Source organism: Bacillus sp. NMTD17, from assembly GCF_002998735.1.
Lineage (GTDB): Bacteria > Bacillota > Bacilli > Bacillales > Bacillaceae > Bacillus.
In genome coordinates this window covers 290,272-311,627 of record NZ_PVRH01000003.1, presented here as the reverse complement: position 1 = coordinate 311,627, position 21,356 = coordinate 290,272, and the positions used below count along the sequence as shown (strand labels likewise).

General features: G+C 41.7%; 22 protein-coding genes. 5 read left to right on the top strand and 17 right to left on the bottom strand.

Annotation, left to right across the window (positions count from 1 at the left end; genetic code table 11):
* Positions 1 to 181: 181 nt before the first annotated feature.
* The gene (locus C6347_RS11280; protein ID WP_106071650.1) at positions 182 to 1,429 is read right to left on the bottom strand and encodes a ribonuclease H-like domain-containing protein; all 1,248 of its coding nucleotides are present in this window, start codon (positions 1,427 to 1,429) and stop codon (positions 182 to 184) included.
* Positions 1,430 to 1,453: 24 nt separating this feature from the next.
* A complete protein-coding gene (locus tag C6347_RS11275; RefSeq protein ID WP_106071649.1) occupies positions 1,454 to 3,700 on the bottom strand; it encodes a DEAD/DEAH box helicase in 2,247 nt (748 codons plus the stop codon).
* 160 nt (positions 3,701 to 3,860) lie between these two features.
* On the opposite strand from C6347_RS11275, the gene C6347_RS11270 reads away from it, so the two are divergent.
* The gene (locus C6347_RS11270) at positions 3,861 to 4,979 is read left to right on the top strand and encodes an NADH-dependent flavin oxidoreductase (RefSeq protein ID WP_223250492.1); all 1,119 of its coding nucleotides are present in this window, start codon (positions 3,861 to 3,863) and stop codon (positions 4,977 to 4,979) included.
* A gap of 54 nt (positions 4,980 to 5,033) precedes the next feature.
* Here the strand turns inward: C6347_RS11270 and C6347_RS11265 are convergent, their stop codons facing one another.
* Positions 5,034 to 5,540, bottom strand: a complete 507-nt coding sequence (locus C6347_RS11265; RefSeq protein WP_060596718.1) for a PTS sugar transporter subunit IIA — start codon at positions 5,538 to 5,540, stop codon at positions 5,034 to 5,036.
* Between the two features lie 167 nt (positions 5,541 to 5,707).
* On the opposite strand from C6347_RS11265, the gene C6347_RS11260 reads away from it, so the two are divergent.
* A complete protein-coding gene (locus tag C6347_RS11260) occupies positions 5,708 to 6,127 on the top strand; it encodes an Hsp20/alpha crystallin family protein (protein WP_060596719.1) in 420 nt (139 codons plus the stop codon).
* A 20-nt stretch (positions 6,128 to 6,147) separates the two neighbouring features.
* Here C6347_RS11260 and C6347_RS11255 read toward each other — a convergent pair whose 3' ends face one another.
* The 3 genes from C6347_RS11255 to C6347_RS11245 all read right to left on the bottom strand — a co-directional run bounded on the left by C6347_RS11255 (position 6,148) and on the right by C6347_RS11245 (position 7,371).
* Positions 6,148 to 6,600, bottom strand: a complete 453-nt coding sequence (locus C6347_RS11255; RefSeq protein ID WP_060596720.1) for a YppG family protein — start codon at positions 6,598 to 6,600, stop codon at positions 6,148 to 6,150.
* Between the two features lie 107 nt (positions 6,601 to 6,707).
* Positions 6,708 to 7,079 (bottom strand): YppE family protein, encoded by a 372-nt coding sequence (locus C6347_RS11250; protein ID WP_106071648.1) that lies wholly within the window; start codon positions 7,077 to 7,079, stop codon positions 6,708 to 6,710.
* Between the two features lie 58 nt (positions 7,080 to 7,137).
* Entirely contained in the window at positions 7,138 to 7,371 is a 234-nt protein-coding gene (locus C6347_RS11245) for a DUF5446 family protein (protein ID WP_223250487.1), read from the bottom strand.
* Between the two features lie 196 nt (positions 7,372 to 7,567).
* Between C6347_RS11245 and sspM the strand changes: the two genes are divergently transcribed.
* Positions 7,568 to 7,672 (top strand): acid-soluble spore protein SspM, encoded by a 105-nt coding sequence (gene sspM, locus C6347_RS11240; RefSeq protein ID WP_066030739.1) that lies wholly within the window; start codon positions 7,568 to 7,570, stop codon positions 7,670 to 7,672.
* Positions 7,673 to 7,695: 23 nt separating this feature from the next.
* Here sspM and C6347_RS11235 read toward each other — a convergent pair whose 3' ends face one another.
* Positions 7,696 to 8,652: a DUF2515 domain-containing protein gene (locus tag C6347_RS11235; RefSeq protein ID WP_060596722.1), complete on the bottom strand. Its 957-nt coding sequence runs from the start codon at positions 8,650 to 8,652 to the stop codon at positions 7,696 to 7,698.
* A gap of 46 nt (positions 8,653 to 8,698) precedes the next feature.
* On the opposite strand from C6347_RS11235, the gene recU reads away from it, so the two are divergent.
* Together recU and C6347_RS11225 are read left to right on the top strand one after the other, a co-directional pair.
* Entirely contained in the window at positions 8,699 to 9,310 is a 612-nt protein-coding gene (gene recU, locus C6347_RS11230) for a Holliday junction resolvase RecU (protein ID WP_060596723.1), read from the top strand.
* Positions 9,311 to 9,353: 43 nt separating this feature from the next.
* Positions 9,354 to 12,068 carry a PBP1A family penicillin-binding protein gene (locus C6347_RS11225; protein ID WP_106071647.1) on the top strand — a complete coding sequence of 905 codons (2,715 nt, stop codon included), beginning with the start codon at positions 9,354 to 9,356 and terminating at the stop codon, positions 12,066 to 12,068.
* Positions 12,069 to 12,103: 35 nt separating this feature from the next.
* Here the strand turns inward: C6347_RS11225 and C6347_RS11220 are convergent, their stop codons facing one another.
* The 10 genes from C6347_RS11220 to panB all read right to left on the bottom strand — a co-directional run bounded on the left by C6347_RS11220 (position 12,104) and on the right by panB (position 21,286).
* Positions 12,104 to 12,613: a YpoC family protein gene (locus C6347_RS11220; protein ID WP_034661033.1), complete on the bottom strand. Its 510-nt coding sequence runs from the start codon at positions 12,611 to 12,613 to the stop codon at positions 12,104 to 12,106.
* Positions 12,610 to 13,272: an endonuclease III gene (gene nth, locus C6347_RS11215; protein WP_034661035.1), complete on the bottom strand. Its 663-nt coding sequence runs from the start codon at positions 13,270 to 13,272 to the stop codon at positions 12,610 to 12,612. Before nth ends, C6347_RS11220 begins: the two co-directional genes overlap by 4 nt.
* Before the next feature lie 17 nt (positions 13,273 to 13,289).
* Complete coding sequence (locus C6347_RS11210; RefSeq protein WP_106071646.1) at positions 13,290 to 13,994, bottom strand: DnaD domain-containing protein; 705 nt, start codon at positions 13,992 to 13,994, stop codon at positions 13,290 to 13,292.
* 98 nt (positions 13,995 to 14,092) lie between these two features.
* The gene (gene asnS / locus C6347_RS11205) at positions 14,093 to 15,385 is read right to left on the bottom strand and encodes an asparagine--tRNA ligase (protein WP_095285348.1); all 1,293 of its coding nucleotides are present in this window, start codon (positions 15,383 to 15,385) and stop codon (positions 14,093 to 14,095) included.
* A 115-nt stretch (positions 15,386 to 15,500) separates the two neighbouring features.
* Positions 15,501 to 15,986, bottom strand: a complete 486-nt coding sequence (gene tseB / locus C6347_RS11200; protein ID WP_060596725.1) for a cell wall elongation/penicillin-binding protein regulator TseB — start codon at positions 15,984 to 15,986, stop codon at positions 15,501 to 15,503.
* Positions 15,987 to 15,998: 12 nt separating this feature from the next.
* Entirely contained in the window at positions 15,999 to 16,169 is a 171-nt protein-coding gene (locus C6347_RS11195) for a YpmA family protein (protein WP_008344594.1), read from the bottom strand.
* A gap of 132 nt (positions 16,170 to 16,301) precedes the next feature.
* Positions 16,302 to 19,094, bottom strand: coding sequence for an ATP-dependent DNA helicase DinG (gene dinG / locus C6347_RS11190; protein ID WP_106071645.1), 2,793 nt, complete (start codon positions 19,092 to 19,094; stop codon positions 16,302 to 16,304).
* A 113-nt stretch (positions 19,095 to 19,207) separates the two neighbouring features.
* Positions 19,208 to 19,591: an aspartate 1-decarboxylase gene (panD, locus tag C6347_RS11185; RefSeq protein WP_024422780.1), complete on the bottom strand. Its 384-nt coding sequence runs from the start codon at positions 19,589 to 19,591 to the stop codon at positions 19,208 to 19,210.
* Positions 19,584 to 20,450 (bottom strand): pantoate--beta-alanine ligase, encoded by an 867-nt coding sequence (panC, locus tag C6347_RS11180; RefSeq protein WP_060596727.1) that lies wholly within the window; start codon positions 20,448 to 20,450, stop codon positions 19,584 to 19,586. The genes panD and panC overlap by 8 nt, the downstream gene beginning before the upstream one ends.
* Positions 20,447 to 21,286, bottom strand: coding sequence for a 3-methyl-2-oxobutanoate hydroxymethyltransferase (gene panB, locus C6347_RS11175; RefSeq protein WP_060596728.1), 840 nt, complete (start codon positions 21,284 to 21,286; stop codon positions 20,447 to 20,449). Before panB ends, panC begins: the two co-directional genes overlap by 4 nt.
* Between the last annotated feature and the right edge of the window lie 70 nt (positions 21,287 to 21,356).

Below are 21,356 nucleotides of genomic sequence, written 5' to 3'. Positions count from 1 at the left end.
AAAATGACAACAAGAAAAAACAAGTAGAAAAGACCTTTATACATGCTCTACGCTCCTCATTCAATATCTAACGTTATTTTACAGGATTCGTGACTTTTCTACAATAAAAGTGCTAAACAATTTTTATTTTCGGCCGAGAGCCGAACGTTGTCATGTTTTGCGCTTTCCCGGGCAATAATGTTCATTGCCCAGCTTTTCTCAAGAGCCGTTTTTTTCGCTTCTCAAGTTCTTCCGTGTCTCGCTGACTTAACGATGAGAAAGATAATAACGATTCAGTGATGGATAGAGCTGACCTTGCATTTTTTTGACGATGCTCTTTACACTTCGCAAGCTCTATACCCGCTTTTAATGCTAAATGGACATCGCTTGATTTAAATAATTTTTCCCATATTTGAACCGCTTCATCCCACTCGTTTTGTCGTTTATATTGTAAGGAAAGATCATAAGACGCCTGATTCGCATGCTCAAAATCAGCATCCGTTAATTTTTGCAAATGCTTCGTTGCTTCCTGTACATCACGATGAGCAAGATGCCACCTGGCGAGCGCATACTTCTCATTGTGTTCCTTTACCGCATCCTCAGATAGTATTTTTTTGGATAGATGAATGTAGAGGCTGATTAACGATAAGACGTCTAGTTCATTATGAGTCAAGATCCCTTCAATCAACTTCGGATTTTGTTCCTTTAAAAAATGAAAATAAATCATCGGTGCCAAAAACCCCGGCGTGTCGTTTTCACGCTGCACGTGCAGCTCTTCTTTTTCCACAACGGATAGCGCCATTCGTTCATATTTATGCTTCCACAATCGTCTAGATCCGTGCAGAAGATCAAAATGTCCGAATTCAGGAAGTGCAGGGATTTGATCTCGTAAGAGCGTATGTCTCGTTTTCACTTGCGGCCAGTCGAACGATTTACCATTATATGTAACCAATGATTCTACGTTTACTTCATCGAGAAAGCTTTTGTACAGAGCCGCTTCATTTCCTGGATTGGTGAGCAGGTGCTGTTTCACCACCACTTTGTCGGAAAAGACACGTGCATGTCCAAGCAAGAAAATCATATTTCCCGTACCGCCAGATAATCCTGTTGTTTCTGTATCAAAGAAAAACAGCTCGTGCGGCTCGTACCCTTTAGCCGATAGCGAATGCTGGATGCCGCTTTCGTTCCATGCCTCGATGATCTTCGGCAGTTCCGCAAACGAATAGCGCCCATGCTGATCTTCTAATGAATAGGTGACTTCCCGAATCAGACAAAAGGAACCCTCAAAGTGATAAGGAGATACACCTAATGTTTCCCATTCTTTTAAAAATGGGATATTTTCTGAAGTCACAGGCTGTGGTTGTCCTTCTAAAGTTTTCTGCCGGTTTTCATGTGACTGATTGTGCGATAGGTGCTTCTTCATTCTGTTTAATTTCCCTTTTAAAGACATGAGCAGGTGTCCCCCTCCTTTCCCTTAAAATACGGACATCAATTCAACGATGCTGCTTTTTCCGCTCACCTCTTTCATTTCCATGCCAATGCAGGATGGACAGCCATTTTCACAGCGGCACCGCTCAATCAGCTGAATGGCTGCGCCTGCTATTTCATCGAAACGAGCTTGTACTTCCTTGCTTAAGCCGATTCCGCCAGGGTAGTGGTCATATAAAAAGACCGTCGGTTTTCCGGTATGTGCCGCTTTAATTTGTGAAACAACATGAATATCAGAACGGTCACACATCACAAAAGCAGGTACAATGTGCTGAAGAACATTTGCGATGCCAAGCAGCAGCTGTTCAAGTGTTTTCTCTTCAAATCTCCGCTCTGCTTCATGTAATTCAAACCAAGCAGCACTCGTATGAATTTCTTCTTCCGGCAAGTGAATCGGTCCAGAGCCGATATTTTCACCGGTACTTAGCCGGATTTTTTTAAAAATCGTCGGCATTGCGTTGACAGTCACATCACCGTAGTGAACAGATACGGCTTCCTTCTCTGTCGTCTGATCGATTTCAAGCACCTTAAGTTGAACAGCTAAATTCGCATCCGTATAATATTCTACATCTACTTGTTTCACATAAGCCTTCAGATGCTCGTAATCTAGCTTTTCCACTTGATACTGAACCCCTTCGTGTAAATAAATGGCTTCATCATGAAGCAGCGTCATCGCACTGAATCGATCCATCTCTCCAATAATCCGAACATTCGCCACATCTGATTGATCCACAATCACCACATTTTCCTGGCTTGCAGACCGGAGGCTGATGCCATGCGCTGGGAACGATTGATCTGACCAATAATACCGGTTCCCGCTAAAATGAAGAACACCTTCCTCATGTAAGTATTGCAAAATCTCTTCTACCTCCATGCCGCCAAACTGTTCATCCTCCCGAAACGGAAGCTCGTAGGATGCACATTTTAGATGATCCACTAAGATAATGAGGTTTTCAGGGTTGATTCTGGCAGCTTCAGGCGGCCTGTTAAAGAAATATTCAGGGTGTCTGACAATATATTGATCAAGAGGTGAGGAGCTTGCCACCATAATTATGAGTGCTTCCTCATGACGCCTTCCAGCTCGTCCTGCCTGCTGCCATGTACTCGCTACACTGCCAGGATACCCTGTCATGATACAGACCTTTAGCTGACCTATATCCACTCCTAATTCTAGTGCGTTTGTGCTGACGACACCTAGAATGTCTCCTTCTCTCAATCCTTTTTCAATCACGCGCCGCTCTTTTGGTAAATAGCCTCCGCGATATCCACGAATCGATTTTGGGCCGATCTCTTTTTTCACTAGCTCTTGAATATGGCTTAAAATCACTTCAACTCTTACTCTGCTTCTAGCAAAAACAATCGTTTGGATTTTTTCTTTCAAAAAAGTTTTTGCCAATTGATTGACAACAGTGGCGGCACTTTGTCTAATATTTAATGGTTTATTCACAACTGGCGGGTTGTAAAACACAAAATTCTTTTTACCGCTAGGTGCCCCGTTTCGTTCAATCAGATGCACCTTGCTCCCCGTTAGCTGCTGCGCTAGCTCTTTTGGATTCGCAATCGTTGCGGAAGTACAAATAAAAACCGGTTCACTTCCATAAAATGCACAAATTCGTTTTAACCTGCGAATCACATTGGCCACATGACTGCCAAATACACCTCGATATGTATGAAGCTCATCAATGACAATATACTTCAAATTCTCAAACAAGCTGACCCATTTCGTATGATGAGGCAAAATGGCTGAATGCAGCATATCCGGGTTTGTGATGACAATATGTCCTGCTTGTCTGACTCGCTGCCGAATGGCCGGAGAGGTGTCTCCGTCATATGTTTCACTATGAATCGGAACATCCATCTCGTGGATGATCTCGTTAAGTTCACTTTTTTGATCTTGTGCGAGCGCTTTTGTTGGGAATAAATAAAGGGAGCGGCTTGTCTGATCTTCTGCGATCGACTGAAGGACAGGCAAATTGTAGCAAAGCGTTTTACCTGAAGCTGTTGGTGTGACAGTTACCACATGATCTCCATCCATCACACGTTCAAAGGCTTCCTTTTGATGAATGTAGAGTTCGCTCACGCCTCGTTTCTCAAGCGCCTTTTTCAGCCTGTCGTTCACTCTTTCAGGAATCGGAGAGGTCTGTGCAGGCTTCGCATCAATTTCATGCCAATGTTCTACCTGTTCGTCTTTCTTTAATTCTTCTATGAGTTCGTTCATTGTTTTCTTTTTCATATCGCATCACCTCTCTTACATAGTGTACCGAATATTTGTTTGCATGACTAGGCGGCAATTTTTTGATGCGCAGCCTATGAGCAAATACTTTGAAGTGTTGTAACAGTATCTATTACACTTCTATAGTGAAATGATTTTATCAAGGAAGAAGATGATGAGAGTGAAAAACGAATTTAAGCCTTTATTTGAACCATTTACGTTTCCAGGAGGTGCGTCTATTGATGGCCGGTTAGTCGTTGCGCCAATGACACACTTCGGTTCTCACGAGGATGGCACCATTTCTAAAGAGGAAATTGATTTCATTACAGCTAGATCAAGTGATATGGGCATGGTGATCACAGCATGTGCAAACGTGACTCCAGATGGTAAGGCATTTGAAGGACAGCCTTCTATTGCAAGAGATGAAGATATACCTGGCCTGAAAAAACTTGCTTCTGCGATTCAGGCAAAGGGAACAAAAGCCATCATTCAAATTCATCACGGCGGTTCTCAGGCTCTCCCTCACTTAGTTCCAAACGGTGATGTGGTTGCGCCAAGTGATGTGTTTAAAGATGGAAAGCAGATTGCACGCGCTTTAAAAGAAGAGGAAATTGTCCATATCATTGACTCTTTTAAAGAAGCGGCAAGACGAGCGGTTCAAGCAGGGTTTGACGGCGTGGAAATCCACGGTGCAAATGGTTATCTATTACAGCAATTTTACTCTCCGCATAGCAATCAGCGGACAGATCAGTGGGGAGGAAATGAAGAAAAGCGTCTAGCCTTCCCTATCGCTATTGTGGATGCAGTCAAAGAGGCAATCGAAAAGCATGCAACAAAACCGTTTATCTTTGGATATCGATTATCCCCAGAAGAACCAGAAACACCTGGTTTAACAATGACAGAGACGTTTACCTTAGTGGATGTTCTCAAAACAAAAAACCTCGATTATTTGCATATCTCTTTAATGGAGATTGACTCTAAAGCAAGACGTGGTGCAGATACTCATAAAACACGTATGGAGCTGCTAAAAGAACGCTGCGGCGATACCCTTCCGCTCATCGGTGTGGGCAGCGTCATTACAGCCGAAGATGCACTAAGTGCTTATAATCAAGGAATTCCGCTTATCGCTGTCGCACGAGAGCTGATCGTCGACCCAGATTGGGCAAAGAAGATTAAAGAAGGCAGAGAAAGCGAGATTGAAACTGTCATTAAACGCAGCCAAAAAGATAAGTATTTGATTCCAGAAGGATTGTGGTCTGTCATGGAAGCGAGTCAAGGCTGGGTTCCGATGGAAGATTAATGTCATCAAAAAAACTACCCTCATACGATTGGGTAGTTTTTTTTTGTGTCCTGATTATTTTAGTTTAACGGTAAAAAGCTTAGAAGTCTGTTTTTCCACAGGTCCCTTTGGTTCTTTATCAAGATGCTCGATCAAGTCACCATTCATAATGACAATCGGAGTCACTGTACTTGCCGCTTTCTCTTCAATCAGTTCTAAATCACACGTAATGAGAGGGTCACCGATCTTCACTTTATCCCCTTCTTTTATGTGCGCTTCAAATCCTTCACCATTTAATCCCACTGTTTCAAGCCCGATATGAATCAGAAGCTCAAGCCCTGAGAGTGTTCGAATGCCAATTGCATGTTTTGTATGGAAGAGCTGGATGATTTCACCCTCTACTGGTGACACAATCGTGCCACTTTTTGGTTTTACTGCTACGCCGTCTCCCATCATCTTTTGAGAAAAAACAGGGTCTGGTACATCCGTCATATCCATTAACTCTCCATCAGCTGGAGAATAAATGATTTCTTCCTTTACATCATCTTGGTTTTTTCCGAAACCGAATAATTTTTTCAGCAATGTCAATTGCTCCCTTCAAGCTTTGCTTCTAGTTCTATTCCGCGTATGAAACGCTGCGCTCATACACCTTGCTTCATTCAACACTATTTAATCATAATTTTTTCCTCTCATCAATTGATAACCGCCTGAGCCCTTTCTGCATAGGCTGTAGATGAGAGGTGATTCAAATGAAACATGAAGGCGAAAAGAAACATGAATTGCTGGCAAATGAAGATATTCTCAATGAAGCGATTGAACAATTTTTCGCATCCTCCCCGTTTCACGAGATAATAAATAGTGCGGAGGCGCTCATGACCACATCACATTCACTTGCATCGATTACGACCGATGTGACAGAGGATGAGCAGTTTGTGTATATCGAGATCCAATTTCCCGACCATTTTGTCGAAGGGGATATCGCGCTAGAAGTAAAAGCCCAATATTTACACTTATCCGTGCAGGAAACAATCAAAACGGATACAACTTCCTCGTATTCGAGCTTTACCAAAACCATTTTAATGCCGGCAAAAATAGATGAAACGAACATGAAGAGCGTGTGGAAAGATCAAACGCTTCGTGTGACGGCACCAAAGCAAACTACCCAATAGGTCCATCTATTGGGTTTTAACTATGCTTTAAAAATGCTTGTAAATCCTTTCGCTAATGAACCTACTTGATTCATCGTACTCATCATTTGCCCAGCTGTATCAAACATTTTGTTAAAGTCGTATTGTCCATTCGTTTTTTTGAATTGTGACAGCACACTTTTAAATTGAGATGATTGCTGTTTTTGCGGTCTTGGCAAAGGATAAGGGTTCATAGGCTGCTGCATGGGCATCATGCCTGGTGGCGGCATCTGGGGTTGATTGATCGCTTCAGGCGGATGAAAAGGCGGCACATTTTCTTGGTATCCATAAGGCGGCTGATAGACAGCAGATGGTGCCTGGCTCATTCCACCTTGATGTGGCGGCATGAAATATTCTGGAGGCTGCGGAGGCTGCTGCTGCATATCTGGATACGGAAAAGGCCCTCGATTGAATGGATTGAATTCATAAGGCTGCTGGTTTGAATAAGGGATCATATATCTCGCTCCTCTCGCTCTCAACACATAGTGATGTCACTCATATATTATGATCAAGAACAGAAGATGTGCCTAAAGCAGCCATAAGAAAAACGCAGCATATGTCTTCAGCTGCGCTTGTTGATTTCTTCTATTAAAAGGTTCAGTGTGTAAATCACTGACTCAACTAAATTTTTCACACGGGGTGCATGCTGTTTGCCAAAATAAGATTGCAGGACAACCTCTTTTCCATTTTCTTTGACGGCTTCAAGCTGTTCTTGGTGTAAATATCTAGGTTTGACCAGATGAATAAACGAGATCGCAGCAGTGAGCCACTCTTCCATTTTCTGATCAAATGTCTCAACGGCCGGCTGAATGTCCGTGTGAAAATCATATACGGGGTATTCCTCTTCAGCCTTTCCCTTTTGGTACTGCTCATACGCCTCTTCGGTCCATATTCTCAGATCTTGTGTATGTTCAAGTAATGTTTGATTATCCAAAATGTTCACCTCTATGAACCATCCTATCAAACGTTTACTTATTGCTCAAATAGAAAAGCTATCCGGCGTGATATGCCGGTCTTGCCGCCAGTTTATACTCAGCCGCGTGAATCTTCACTTCACAGTCCTTTACTTCTGATTCAAGCCGGTCTATCATTTGTTCTTGCTCCTCTATGGCTGCACGTTTTGTTTGGTTCACAGCAAGAGACAGTTCTTCTTCCACCGCATCAATTTTCCGCTCGATTTCCTCTAATAACTGCATAATGGATTCTTTTGATACAAATTCGCTCATCATCAGATTCCTCCTTTATCGTCTCTCGTTACATTCTCTTTTCTTTCACACCCTCCTTCACACATGACAAAACTAGAAGCAAATCGCCAATCTAAGTGTAGATGAGCGCTATTTCTTCCTTTTCGACATATGCTTGTCCTTCTTTGTATGATTGCGTCCGATTGTGTAAATTCTAAGGACAAAGGAGGTAGATTTCATGAAAAAGCAGCCAACACCAAAAGAGCAAAAGCCAAAAGGGAAAGAAAACAGTACAGATCAGCTTGATAAAAAGCTCGGCGGTCCTAATCGACCATCCACGTAAAAAAAGCAGGTACCCCCTGCTTTTTATTTATGCAAAAAATAGTGCTCTAATGAGAAAAGAAAACGAAGCTGTCTTTTTTTATGAAAATACCAGTCGGTCAGCTCAATTTGTTTTGGTAACGTTTCTGCATCAAATAAGGATGGGCTCAATTTCTTTTGAAACCAATCGTCCCTTTGATCGTCTAATGAATGTGTCATCACCGGATAAACTGTTCGAAGAAAAGGTGTTGACCTCCTAGCGATCCCTAAAAACGGCTCAAAATCAAACCGTGATCCGGTATGCGGAACGGTATGCAAAAAATGATAAAAATCCGAAAATAAATCGGCTCGAAATAATAGTTTCGCTAGTTTTTTTCCTAATGTAATACGCTCCTTTACGCGGGAAAACTTCCGTATGGTTAACCCGTACAAATGCCCGTCCACCGTTGGAAAAACAACGGTTTGGAAATGTCCCCACTCGCTGAACAGATATTGAATCGAGTGAAAAACATTCTTTTTCAGAAGAGGATTTTGTATAATAGGAGATTGTATAGTATATTGTTCATTTATGATGAGTGCATAAAGCAGGCGCTCTGTGTCACCCTTTAGCCAAAAACGTTCCCACTCAGTGCTCATAAAACGAGAAACAGAAAAATATGGAAGCAGATGGAACAAGGGTTTGCTGCATCGCTTAGACCATTCATACAAAAGAAGCTGAGGGTAAGCATCCGAAAAGATCAGCCAATTCGCTCTTTCATATGCTGTGAAAAAAAGGTGCCCCTGCTGATCTGTTAAACCTGGATGGAAGAGCTCACCCTTAAGATCCGTCATAGACCATCCAGCATTTCTCGAGACAAAGGAAGCAAGCAGCGACCATTTCATCTCTGGATGGCGGTCATAAAAGCGTTTGTAAGCATTTGTCCTCGTCAGGTTGTCTTTATTTTTTGCTTTCGTTTCACGCAATATATACTGAGTGATGATGTGCTCTTCTTGTGACAACATAGTAATCTCTCCAATACAAAATGCATTAAAAGGAGGCTGAAACTTGATGATTCGGTATCCAAACGGAAAATCGTATCAGCCCATTCAACAAATTGGGACAAAAAAAAGAATCAGCGGCGAATCCTCTTATAGTAACCGCGGGATGACGCTTGAGGCTGACTTAAATGAAACCAACCAGTACTATTTGGTCAACGGGATCGCAGTCATTCATAAAAAGCCTACCCCCGTTCAGATTGTGAATGTGGATTATCCAAAAAGAAGCGCTGCTGTTATCAAAGAAGCCTATTTTAAACAATCATCCACAACAGACTATAATGGAGTGTACAAAGGGCGCTATATCGATTTTGAAGCAAAGGAAACCAAAAGCACCACCTCGTTTCCACTCAAAAATTTTCACGATCATCAAATTGAGCATATGAAACAGGTAGAAAAGCAAGGCGGTATTTGTTTCGTTATTATATCCGCATTTGGCTCCGTTTATTATTTGTCCGCTTCAGATCTCTTTTTCTTCTGGGAGCGGCAGCAGCAAAACGGCCGGAAATCCATTAGCAAAGACGAATTAATGGAAGCTGGCCACTTAATGACACTTGGATATTCGCCAAGAATTGATTATATTAAAGTAGTGGAGACACTTCATTTTTCGGATGAAAGTGAGTAGCAATGACGTTCGAAAAAGGTTTAACACGAAAGGTTGAGATGTGATGTCTGATCAATTTACAAGTCGTGAACAGCGACGTAAAGCAAGTCAAGAAAACAATAAGAAGCAAAAGAACAAAAAAGGCAAAAAGAAAGCAGGTCTATTTAAAAAAATATTTTTATCTTTACTCGTGATCGGTCTTCTTTGTGTAGTTGCCGGAATCACAACTTTTGCCGTTTTTGCATCAAGCGCTCCTTCTATTGATGATAGTAAGCTCAAAACACCGTATTCTTCAAAGCTTTATGACAAAGACAAGAAAGTGTTTGCAGAAGTAGGTGCGGAAAAAAGAACGTATGTCTCGATTAAAGATATACCCGATGTGGTAAAAGAAGCATTTATTGCAACTGAAGATGCACGTTTTTATAAACACCACGGGATTGATCCAATCCGTATCGGCGGTGCCCTTGTCGCAAACGTCGAGGACGGCTTTGGAGCTGAAGGTGGAAGTACGATTACACAGCAAGTTGTGAAAAACTCTCTACTTAACAATCAAAAAACGTTAAAACGTAAAGTACAGGAAGTATGGCTCTCGATTCAGCTTGAGCAAAAATACTCTAAAGATGAAATTTTAGAAATGTATTTAAACCGCATTTTCTTCTCACCTTATGCTTACGGTGTTGGGAAAGCGGCAGAACAATTTTTCGGCGTTACAGATTTAAATAAACTAACCGTTGCACAGGCTGCCACACTTGCAGGTATGCCGCAAAGTCCTTCTGCCTATAACCCAGTGAAACATCCCGAGGCAGCGGAAAAACGCCGTAATATCGTTTTAAGCCTCATGAAAAAACAAGGCTACATTTCAGAGAAAGACTATGAGGATGCAAAAGCTACCCCTGTCAGCAAGACGGTCGTCTCAGCTGATAAATATAAGAGCCAGAACTCAAGTAAGTACTCTGCTTATATTGAAGAAGTCATGGAAGAAGTACAGAAAAAAGCCAAAGTGGATGTATCAACAGATGGATTAAAAATCTATACTGCACTCGATCGAAAAGCACAGGATCACCTAGATGATATTATCAATGGGGATTCAGTTGGTTTTACGAAAGGTATGCAGGCGGGTGTCACCCTGCTTGATACGAAAAATGGCGAAATCCGAGCTATTGGCGGTGGACGTGATGTACCAGCCGGCGGCTTTAACTATGCGACAGATGCAAAACGTCAGCCAGGTTCAACAATCAAACCAATTTTAGATTACGGTCCTGTCATTGAAAACAAAAAATGGTCTACGTATCAGCAAATTGATGATGCGCCATATACGTACTCAGATGGTACACCGATTAATAACTTTGACAGAAGACATTTAGGGAAAATGTCCATGAGAAGTGCTTTGGCACAATCACGTAACATCCCTGCACTCAAAGCATTCCAAGAAGCTGGTTCAACTAATGCAGCTCAATTTGCCAATAATTTAGGCATGGACTTACCTTCTGATATTCCAGAGTCTTATTCAATTGGTGGATTTGGAGATGGTGTGTCTTCATTAAAAATGGCAGGTGCATTTAGTGCATTCGGTAATAACGGATACTATAACGAACCGCATGCTGTCACGTCTGTTGAATTTAATGACGGTACAAAACTTGACCTTACGCCAGATTCCAAAGCGGCTATGAGTGATTACACAGCATTTATGGTCACAGATATGCTAAAAACTGCTGTCCAATCTGGAACTGGGACACTTGCACAAGTACCAAACGTTCAAGTAGCTGGTAAAACAGGTACAACGAACTTTGAACAAGATGATATTAATAAACACAATATTCCTTCTGGCGGTGCGAAAGATTCGTGGTTTGTTGGTTATACGCCGCAATATACAGCAGCCGTTTGGACTGGAATTGGTAACTCAAAAGATGCGGACGGCAAAATATGGCTCACAAATTATGAACAGCGTGTTGCCAAACTCGTCTTCCAGCGATTAATTTCTCAAATTGATGATGGAAGCGGCTCATTTGAAAAACCAGACAGTGTCGTTGAAGCTACGGTTGAAAAAGGATCGGATCCAGCGAAATTAGCCGGACCAAATACACCGAGCGATAAGAAGACAACAGAATACTTTGTCAAAGGAACGGTTCCGACAAAAGTGTCTGACACATATGAGAAAAAAGAAGCCGATAAGCCTTCTGACTTAAAAGCGGTGTATGATGAAGAGAAAAAATCCATCACACTGTCTTGGGGCTATGATGACGACGCAGATGCTACATTTAATGTGAAACAAGCAGTTGATAATGGCGGCTATAAAGAGATTCAAAACAGTTCTTCTAAAGAAGCGGTCATCTCTGATGTGAAGCCTGGCTCTACTTATAAATTCCAAGTGACAGCCACTGTAGAGGATGTCACAAGTAAAGCAGCTTCTACCTTCCTCACCATCAAGGATGATGAAGATGAGGAAGAAAAAGCAGATGATGAGAATAAAGAAGAAGAAGAACCGCAGCAGCCTGACGACGAGCAGACAGACCAGACTGACGATAACAAAAATCAACCCCCAGGCACTGACGAGCAAAAGCCAGATGATAAAAAAGATCAAGATCAAGATAAGGATAAGGATCAGGATCAAGGCGGAAATACGGAAAATGGAAATAATGGTTCTTCCGATGATGGCTCAGACAGTACAAATGGGAACTCACAAACTGACAATAAAGATAAAAAGAAAGATGATGCGAAAACAAACTCTCAAAGCTCAAATTCGCAATCAAATTCTCCTAGTCGAAAAGAAAATGAATAATGAAAAAGCACTTGCCCATATGGCAAGTGCTTTTTTTAACGGTTTTGTCTGATCTTTTTAAGTGCTTCATGTTTTCCATACTGCTTTTTTAGTTCCGTGTATAGCTCGTCCAGTTGAATAAAGCAATGATATTGAGTTGGTTTTAGCAAAATGAACTCTAAACGTTCTGTCCAATTAATTGGAGCTACAGGAAAAGTCTCTTGCTTGATATGTTCCCATTCAAGCGTTTGAAGTCTCTCCCCTTTGATCCAGTAAAACATCGCAATCATACTGACAATACCTTGCAGCATATCATCTTCTTCACACCGGGACTTTCTTGTTTGAAAACGAGGAAGCATTTTTTCTTTTAATTCATTCCACAGTTCGAACATCACAGGAACAAATTCTTCTGTTTTCTGCCATGGAAGCTCATCTGTTAAAAGTTCTGATGATAGATCATATGCGAGTGGATTATCTCTAAGTATGTCTACTCGATCGCCTTTCATCTCTACCTTTTTCCCTTTTAGCTTTTCGACATATGAGGTAAAAACAGCTGCCCCGCTCATGCCAGCTTCACCAATCCTTTTTTCAGCCTCTTCTGCCCTTCTCTACACATATCAAGAAGCGGACAGGACTCGCACTGCGGCCGCTGCGCCTTGCAGTGATATCTGCCAAAAAAGATTAGGCGGTGATGCGTCACAGACCAATCTTCTTCTGGCACCTTTTTCATTAAGGTTTGCTCTACTTCAAGAACAGAATCCTTCCACCGGCAAATCCCAAGACGCTTACTAACTCGTTCTACGTGTGTATCTACAGCAATGGCCGGCACTCCAAAAGCGACAGATACGACGACATTTGCTGTTTTCCGGCCCACCCCAGGAAGCTTCACAAGCTCGTCCCGATCCTTTGGTACTTCACCGCCATATTCTTCAATCAGCATTTTGCTCAACTTTTGAATGTTTTTAGCTTTATTGCGATAAAGGCCAATCGAACGAATATCTTGCTGCAATTCTTCAAGCGGTACACTTAAATAGTCTTCTGGTGTTTGATATTTTTGAAATAACGTTTTGGTGACTTTGTTGACAAGCACGTCTGTACACTGCGCAGAGAGTGCCACAGCGATCACAAGTTCAAATGGATTGGAATGAACAAGCTCACACTCAGCCTCTGGAAACATATCTCCTATAATATCTAAACATTCATTGATTTGTTTTTTTGATAACATGACTTCTCCTTTATTGGTTATTGTTCCAGCCAATTATAAAAAGGAACTTGTCGTTTATATGTTGACGTCTCTTCTTTTGAAGGTGGCGCTTTTTGCTGAGAACGGAAATGCTGGCTATGCTCTTTTGCTTCTTCCGCTGTTTTCAGCCCTTTCTTTTTCCACTCAAACAGAATTCGGTCGATATAACGGAAATTTAATTTTCCTGATAAAACCGCTTCTCTTAACGCTAGGCGAATCATTTCAGCATCATGATGGTCTTGATCCAACCAGATCGAGAGTGTTTCTCCTTCAAGAGGAGACAGCGGTCTGCCAAATTCATCTTCAAATAGAGCATATAAAGACTTTTCAGCCTGCACATGAAGTTTTTGACCTTCCTTTGCTTGTTTTGCTTCTAAAAAGTCATACAGTACGCCCCATAAAGGCTCAACTGAGTAGCGGTCATGCTGAATACCAGACCCGTCCTCAAACGGCTGAATCGAAATAAATCCCTTTTGAATTAAATGCTGAACCATATACGCACACTCTTCAGCTGAAATGGTCATGCCATGGGACAGCTCTTCAAATGTTTGAAAGAAAACACCTTGTTCTTCATTCATTTTAATCTTGAGCATCACCATCATTTGTGATTCATTCAGTCCTAACTGCTCATAATGAGCAATCAGCAAATTAGGCAAACTGGTCGAACCCATTTGCTGCATATTAATAAATTGCTGCCTATTCATCGGATACACCTCTTCAGTTTAAGTATATCACGTTTTATTTCACGTGCCCCTTCAAAAAACGTTTGAAAAAGCCTCCATATGTTGGAGGCTTTCACGTCTTAAGGATATAAACGGTTTAATAATCTTGGGAAAGGAATGGTTTCACGCACATGCGGCGCTCCACTAATCCAAGCAACTGTACGTTCAAGTCCAAGACCAAAACCTGAATGCGGTACAGAACCATATTGTCTTAATTCTGTGTACCATTTGTAAGTTTCTTGATCTAGCCCATGTTCTTTCAATCTTGCTTCAAGCAGCTCTAGATCATGCACACGCTCAGAACCGCCAATGATCTCTCCGTAACCTTCTGGTGCAATCAAGTCTGCACAAAGGACGACATCATCACGATCCGGTGCAGGCTGCATGTAAAATGGTTTTAATGATGTTGGGTAATGAGTGATAAACACTGGTTTATCGTAGCTTTCAGCGATCGCTGTTTCGTGAGGCGCACCGAAGTCATCTCCCCATTCAATATCGTCAAAGCCTTTTTCCTGCAAGAATTTAATCGCTTCATCGTAAGTGATGCGCGGGAATGGTGCTTTGATGTTTTCTAATTTTGCTGTATCACGGCCAAGTGTATGCAGTTCAACTTTACAGTTTTCAAGTACACTTTGAACAACATGAGTCACATAATGTTCTTGATACTCAAGGTTTTCATTAAATTCGACAAAAGCCATCTCAGGCTCGATCATCCAAAACTCAATTAAATGACGTTTTGTTTTAGATTTTTCAGCTCTAAATGTTGGGCCAAATGAGAATACTTTTCCGAGTGCCATTGCCGCAGCTTCCATGTAAAGCTGTCCACTTTGAGAAAGGTACGCATCTTCATCAAAATATTTCGTCGCAAACAGCTCCGTTGTGCCCTCAGGTGCACTTCCAGTTAAAATTGGCGGATCTACTTTCACGAAACCTTCTTGATGGAAGAATTCATATGTAGCACGAATAATTTCGTTACGAATTTTCATAATGGCATGCTGCTTTTTAGAACGAAGCCATAAATGACGGTGATCCATTAAGAATTCTGTTCCATGCTCTTTTGGTGTAATTGGATAGTCAGTTGCTTCGTGAATCACTTCAATGGATTTCACTTGCAATTCAAAACCAAGAGGTGAACGCTCGTCTTTTGTCACTTGTCCTGTCACATAGACAGATGTTTCTTGAGTGACTGATTTCGCAAGCTTAAAGACTTCCTCTTCCACTTCTGCTTTTACTACGACTCCTTGAATAAAGCCTGTCCCGTCACGCAGCTGCAAGAATGCAATTTTACCGCTTGAACGTTTATTGGCAATCCATGCGCCGATGGTTACATCTTCATCGACATGTTTGAACACTTGATTAATCGTTGTTTTCAACATAATTCCCTCCAAAGCCAGAAAGAAGCTCACCTTTTCGACAGGTGTGAATCTTTTTTCATACATTTTATTATAACCGTTCTAAATCAGCATGGTCAACGCAAGACAGGAGAAACTACGGCGTTACATTTTTTTCCACATGTCCTGTCGAGAAGTCGACATAGCTGAAGCTGTATTGATTGTTCTCATTTAAGTACGTCACTTCCCAAAGGAGTACGTCACCTTCTCTTGCTAATTGAACGTCCTTTAGCTTAGATACAGTGTTCTCCTTTTGAACGGCTTGTACTGCTTGATTTGAGGTAATGCCTTCTTTTGCTTTTTTTGCGATCACTTTTTCTTTATTGCTGGCAGGTACCCAAACATAGGTTGTTTCATTTTGTTTGTTTTTCCCTTCAACAATAAATTGTTTTTCTTTCCCGACAAAGGTTTCCACTTGCTCCACTTGTACGATGTTTGCTTGTTTTTTTGCTCGTTCAATCGCCGCCTCATGACCTTGTTCTTTTTGTCCCATGGCAATCTGATAAATCCACGTAAAACTGATGATGCCAATGAGCAAAACGAGAGCCACAACGGATGAAATGATCCAGACTATTTTTTTCATGTCAAGCTTCCCCTATGTGCGATATATCGTAAATATCGCTTGATTTTGATCTTCTTGATCTAATGCTAATCCAAACATGAGATCTTCTCTTTTAAGCGTTCTGTTCAATAAGTCAACAATTTTATACAGGTCCTCTGAATGCTTAATTTGAACAGTTGAAAGTACCTCTATTTTACTTTCCACTTCTAATTCCTCCTCGGTACGTAAATATTGTTAGTCATACTTTTCGGCGCGGGAACCGATACTATTTTTACAACGGAACACAAAAAGCCGTTACGATAAATTAACTCCAAACCCACACCAGCTAAAGGCCGCTTATGACAGCGGCTTTTCGTTGTTGAGCTTCTCTATATACGCCTCAAGTGATTCTTTTGACATCTCGTGGACTGGCGCATGAGGGAGTGATTCTAAAAATAGCTTTCCATATGAAGCGGTTTTCACTCGGCGGTCTAGAATCAGCAATGTACCTATGTCTTTTTCAGAGCGCAGCAAGCGTCCTGCACCTTGTTTAAAGGTTAGCACAGCTTCTGGGAGAGCAACGGCTTTAAACGGGTTCTTCCCCTGTTTTTTAGCGGCCTCACATTTTGCTTCAATGAGCGGTGAATCAGGCGGCCTGAACGGGAGACGTGCCATAATGACTGTTGTCAGCTCTGATCCAGGAAAATCGACACCTTCCCAAAAACTACCCGTACCAAGTAAAATCGCATGTTTTGCTAATTTGAACATTTTCGTTAATTTAACAGGGCTCCCGCCCGTCAGACCTTGAGCAAAAAGGGCGGCTTGCATCCCTTCTGTTTTCAGCTCTTCATACACTGCTTTTAACATCTCATGTGAATTAAACAACACCAATATCTTCGCTTGATGCTGCTTTTCCATCACCTTAATGTACCGTGCTGCTTGCTTTACATAGTCGCGCTCATCACGGTTCGTAATCGGCGGCATATCAGCTGGTACAATCACCTTGAGCTGTTTTTCAAGTTCAAACGGTGACTCAATCTGTACAAGATGCGGATAAAAATCCTGCAGACCAAATCGTTCTAAGCAATAATCAAAGCGCCCATTGATTGTGAGTGTTCCTGATGTGAGAACAACACTTTTTTTGTTCATAAAAAATCGGTCCGCTAAAAGCTCTCCAGTATCTAGCGGCTGTGCATGCATAAAGACAGCATTTTTGGCACCCTTTGCATCAATCTCAATCCAAACCGTTTCATCATTTTTCGGTTCAAAAATAAACCGGTACAGCGTACTGCAAAATGTATGCATAAACGACATCACTTGATCGTATTCCTCTGCTTCAAAGGCAAAGTGTTCTGTCAGCTGATCACTTTTTTGAAGAAGCTCGCTTTTTTGCTGCTCATACAACTTTTCACAAGCAATTAACAAGGAACAAAGCTTACTTGCCGTCTCTTTAATCCGTTTCCACTGCGCATGCTTCGAATGATGACGTACTCTATGAATGAGACGATTGATGTCTGCTTTTGGTTTTGTCCTTTTGACAAAAGAATGAACGGTACTAAAGAAGGCGTCACTTTCCATTTGAAGCTGATGAAGATACTCATCCATTTCGATAAAGGTGTCCGTCTGTAAACCTGCACCGTGAAATCTCTTTTTCAGCTTGTTTAAAAGACCGCCCTGTAAGGAGCCAAGCTGCGTTAATTTCGCATGAAGCTGGATATACGACGCACTATCTCCTAGTGTTTCATTGGCTGTTTTCTCAAATTGATGAGCCTCGTCAATCACATATACGTCTGCATGCTGAAAGATAGACGATGCTTCCGTTTGTGATAAGAGCAGGCGATGATTTGTTAAAATTAAATTGGCTGTTTTGGCCCTTTTTTTGGCACGTTCATAAAAGCAGTATTCTTTAAAGCGGCGCTTTTTTGATGTAAACGGCATGTGCACACACGAAATACGGTCTTTTATATTGGCAGCTCCTGACGGTAAATTCAGTTCAGATAAATCACCCGTTTCTGTGACAAGAAGCCACATTAATATTTGCGCCTTCGTTAAGACCACATCATAGTTATCATCTTCCTCATGCAGCACATGCTCAAACTTATCTAAGCAAATATAATGCGCCCGTCCTTTGAATACACAGGCAGCTGGCTCAAACGGAAGCAATTGATTTAAAATCGGCACATCGCGCTGAAGCATTTGCTGCTGCAAAAGAATGGAATATGTACTAATAATGACAGGTTTTCCTGATTTCTTTGCCTCCAGTACAGCTGGTATGAGGTATGCCAGCGTTTTTCCAATACCTGGTGCCGCTTCAATTAAAGCATAGGCCCTTTCATGAAACACATCTCTCACTTTATTCATCATCGTGAGCTGACCTTCTCTTACTTCATAGCCTTCCACTGTTTGGGGAAGCTTCTTTTTGATCTCCTCAAACAGCTGTTTATCGTCTTCCCCTACTGAATCTGTCGTATCCGTTTCAGGATTGGTGACATCTTTTACAGCAAAAGAGCCCACTTCTACCAAAGAATCTTCACGGCTAGCACGACTCGTTTCAAGCTGCTGTATTAAAAGTCCTATATCGCTTAAGAGATAAGAGGATAATCTGCGCAGCTGCTTTAGCACATTTGGCGGTGTATGTGTTAATTGATGTAATAAGGTTAAAAATAACATGGCAGTAACTTCCGCATCACTATCCGCCCGGTGCGGGTGGTCATGTGGAAGCATGAGCTCTTCACTTAATTCAGTGAGCTTATAACCTTCAAGCTCTGGATAAAGAATTCTAGAAATCTCAACTGTATCAATCGCTAGCACATCCAGCTCATTTTTCCCGCATGCTTTTAGTTCATCATTTAAAAAATTCAAGTCAAAATGAACATTGTGCGCAACAAAATAAGCGCCTTGAATAAGATCATACACCTCTTGGGCAATGTCCTCAAAAAACACTGCATCGTTAACCATGTGCTGCTGAATACCTGTCAGCTGTTCAATAAATCCAGGGATCGCTTTTCCCGGGTTCACATATTTTGAATACCGTTCGACAATTTGTCCATTTTCAATGACCACCGCAGCAATTTGAATGATTTTATCACCCTTTTTGGGTGAATTTCCGGTGGTTTCAATATCAACGACAACAAACCTTTGATCGGCCATAAAATGGACACCTCAATTCCTCGTTTCACTCGAAGTGAAACACGCTCTGGGCAAAATAGCTGAAACAGAACAGCTTCTTTTCTTAAAACTGTTCTGTTTCCTTGCAGCATGCGTTATAAAATCGTTCTCGCAGGCTCTTGCCCAATCATTTGTTCAATTTGATTTTGTTTATTTAATACGACCACTTTTGGTGTATGTGTCTTTGCTTCTTCTTCTGAGAGCATCCCATAAGCGATAATAATCACTTCATCCCCCGGCTGAACCAATCTTGCTGCCGCGCCATTTAGACAAATGACACCGCTCTTTCTTTCACCAGGAATAATATATGTTTCAAGTCTCGCGCCATTGTGATTATTGACAATCTGTACTTTCTCATTTGCCATCATGCCTGCCGCATCAAGTAAATCTTCGTCAATGGTGATACTTCCTACATAATGTAAGTTTGCTTCTGTTACCGTCGCTTTATGAAGTTTAGAGGTCATAAAGGTTCTATACATGTTTTTCACCGCTTTCAGGAACATGGAATATCACATTATCAATCAGTCTTGCCCGTGAGAATTTCACCGCAATCGCAATGATGACCTGACCTGCCAACTGCTGAAGCGGCTCAAGCTCTGGATAGGAGTAGATCTCAATATAATCGATTTCCCCGCTCGTTTGAAGAATTTCCTCTTCTACCAACTGATAAATACGACTGACGTCACGTTCACCTTTTTCAACCGCTGACTGTCCTTTTTTCAATGCGCGGTACAAAGCAGGTGCTTCTTGTCTTTCTTTTTCAGATAAGTACACATTTCTTGAACTTTTCGCTAAACCGTTTTCTTCTCTAACTGTCGGCACAGATACAAGGTGAAGATCAAAGAAGAAATCCTTGATCATCGCATCGATCACAGCGACTTGCTGTGCATCCTTTAGACCAAAGTATACATTTGTTGGTGCTACAAGATGAAATAGCTTTGTAAGCACAGTAACAACGCCGTCGAAATGTCCTGGACGTTTTTTCCCGCATAAGACATCAGTCCGCTTTTGAACCGTCATCGTGATAGATGGCTCATTTGGATACATTTCTTTCACATCAGGTGTAAATAAAATATCCACACCTGCTTCTTCTGCAAGGCGCTGATCTCTTTCCATATCCCTTGGATAGGATTCAAAGTCTTCGTTCGGTCCAAATTGCAAAGGATTGACAAAAATACTCATTACCACAATGTCATTTTGATCCCTTGCTTCTTTCGCGAGCGTCAGATGTCCTTCATGAAGAAAGCCCATCGTTGGGACAAAGCCAATGGAATGCTGTTTTTCTCGATGCTGCTTGATCAATTCCTTCAGCTCGTGAATATGGGTGACAACGTTCATTTTTTCATACCCCCATATAAACCATCAAGGACTTCTTCTTTGATATGAAATGTATGCTTGTCTTCTGGAAATGTGTGTGCTTTTACTTCTTTCGTATATTGAATAAGCGCTTCTTCTAGTACAGTATCAATTTGCGCGTATTGTTTCACAAACTTAGGTGTTCTAGACACCCCGTATCCTACCACATCATGGTAAACGAGAACTTGTCCGTCTGCCTCAGCTCCTGCACCAATCCCGATGACAGGAATTTTCAGCATGTCGGTAATTCGTTTTGTCAGTTCACCAGGTACGCATTCAAGCACAAGTGCAATCGCACCAGCTTCCTCACATTTTAAGCTGTCTTCAATCAATTTCTGCGCACTTTCGTGGTCTTTTCCTTGCACTTTATATCCGCCAAGTACTCCAACTGACTGAGGGGTGAGGCCTAAATGACTGACGACAGGAATCCCGCCTCTTGTGAGAGCTTGAATGGATTCAAATACGCCATCTCCGCCTTCTAGCTTTAAGGCATCCGCTCCGCTTTCTTGCATGATGCGTGCTGCGTTTTTCAATGTTTCTGCTAATGAATAATGGTAAGACATAAATGGCATATCCGTCACAATAAATGTGTCTTTTGCGCCTCTTTTCACTGCTTTTGTGTGATGAATCATATCATCCATCGTGACTTGGACTGTCGAATCGAGTCCAAGTACAACCATCCCAAGTGAATCACCAACTAAGATCATGTCGACTTCCGCTTTTTCTGCTTGCTTTGCAGATGGATAGTCGTATGCTGTCAGCATCACAATCGGTTCGTTTTGTTCTTTCATTTTGAAAAAATCTAGCTTTGTCTTCATTTGTTCCTCCTCATTCTGGAGAGGAGATGGCTTGCCTCACATCACATGTTTTGATTTCTCATGCGCGGCG

What these genes read in the sequence shown, in the direction of transcription:
- C6347_RS11275 (WP_106071649.1), bottom strand. Translation starts at nt 3,700, where the DNA reads ATGAAAAAGAAAACAATGAACGAACTCATAGAAGAATTAAAGAAAGAC.
- C6347_RS11260 (WP_060596719.1), top strand. Translation starts at nt 5,708, where the DNA reads ATGAAACATGAAGGCGAAAAGAAACATGAATTGCTGGCAAATGAAGAT.
- C6347_RS11220 (WP_034661033.1), bottom strand. Translation starts at nt 12,613, where the DNA reads ATGAGCGGGGCAGCTGTTTTTACCTCATATGTCGAAAAGCTAAAAGGG.
- panB (WP_060596728.1), bottom strand. Translation starts at nt 21,286, where the DNA reads ATGAAGACAAAGCTAGATTTTTTCAAAATGAAAGAACAAAACGAACCG.
- C6347_RS11235 (WP_060596722.1), bottom strand. Translation starts at nt 8,652, where the DNA reads ATGTTGTCACAAGAAGAGCACATCATCACTCAGTATATATTGCGTGAA.
- nth (WP_034661035.1), bottom strand. Translation starts at nt 13,272, where the DNA reads ATGTTATCAAAAAAACAAATCAATGAATGTTTAGATATTATAGGAGAT.
- tseB (WP_060596725.1), bottom strand. Translation starts at nt 15,986, where the DNA reads ATGAAAAAAATAGTCTGGATCATTTCATCCGTTGTGGCTCTCGTTTTG.
- sspM (WP_066030739.1), top strand. Translation starts at nt 7,568, where the DNA reads ATGAAAAAGCAGCCAACACCAAAAGAGCAAAAGCCAAAAGGGAAAGAA.
- panC (WP_060596727.1), bottom strand. Translation starts at nt 20,450, where the DNA reads ATGAACGTTGTCACCCATATTCACGAGCTGAAGGAATTGATCAAGCAG.
- recU (WP_060596723.1), top strand. Translation starts at nt 8,699, where the DNA reads ATGATTCGGTATCCAAACGGAAAATCGTATCAGCCCATTCAACAAATT.
- C6347_RS11245 (WP_223250487.1), bottom strand. Translation starts at nt 7,371, where the DNA reads ATGAGCGAATTTGTATCAAAAGAATCCATTATGCAGTTATTAGAGGAA.
- C6347_RS11210 (WP_106071646.1), bottom strand. Translation starts at nt 13,994, where the DNA reads ATGAATAGGCAGCAATTTATTAATATGCAGCAAATGGGTTCGACCAGT.
- dinG (WP_106071645.1), bottom strand. Translation starts at nt 19,094, where the DNA reads ATGGCCGATCAAAGGTTTGTTGTCGTTGATATTGAAACCACCGGAAAT.
- C6347_RS11225 (WP_106071647.1), top strand. Translation starts at nt 9,354, where the DNA reads ATGTCTGATCAATTTACAAGTCGTGAACAGCGACGTAAAGCAAGTCAA.
- C6347_RS11280 (WP_106071650.1), bottom strand. Translation starts at nt 1,429, where the DNA reads ATGTCTTTAAAAGGGAAATTAAACAGAATGAAGAAGCACCTATCGCAC.
- panD (WP_024422780.1), bottom strand. Translation starts at nt 19,591, where the DNA reads ATGTATAGAACCTTTATGACCTCTAAACTTCATAAAGCGACGGTAACA.
- C6347_RS11255 (WP_060596720.1), bottom strand. Translation starts at nt 6,600, where the DNA reads ATGATCCCTTATTCAAACCAGCAGCCTTATGAATTCAATCCATTCAAT.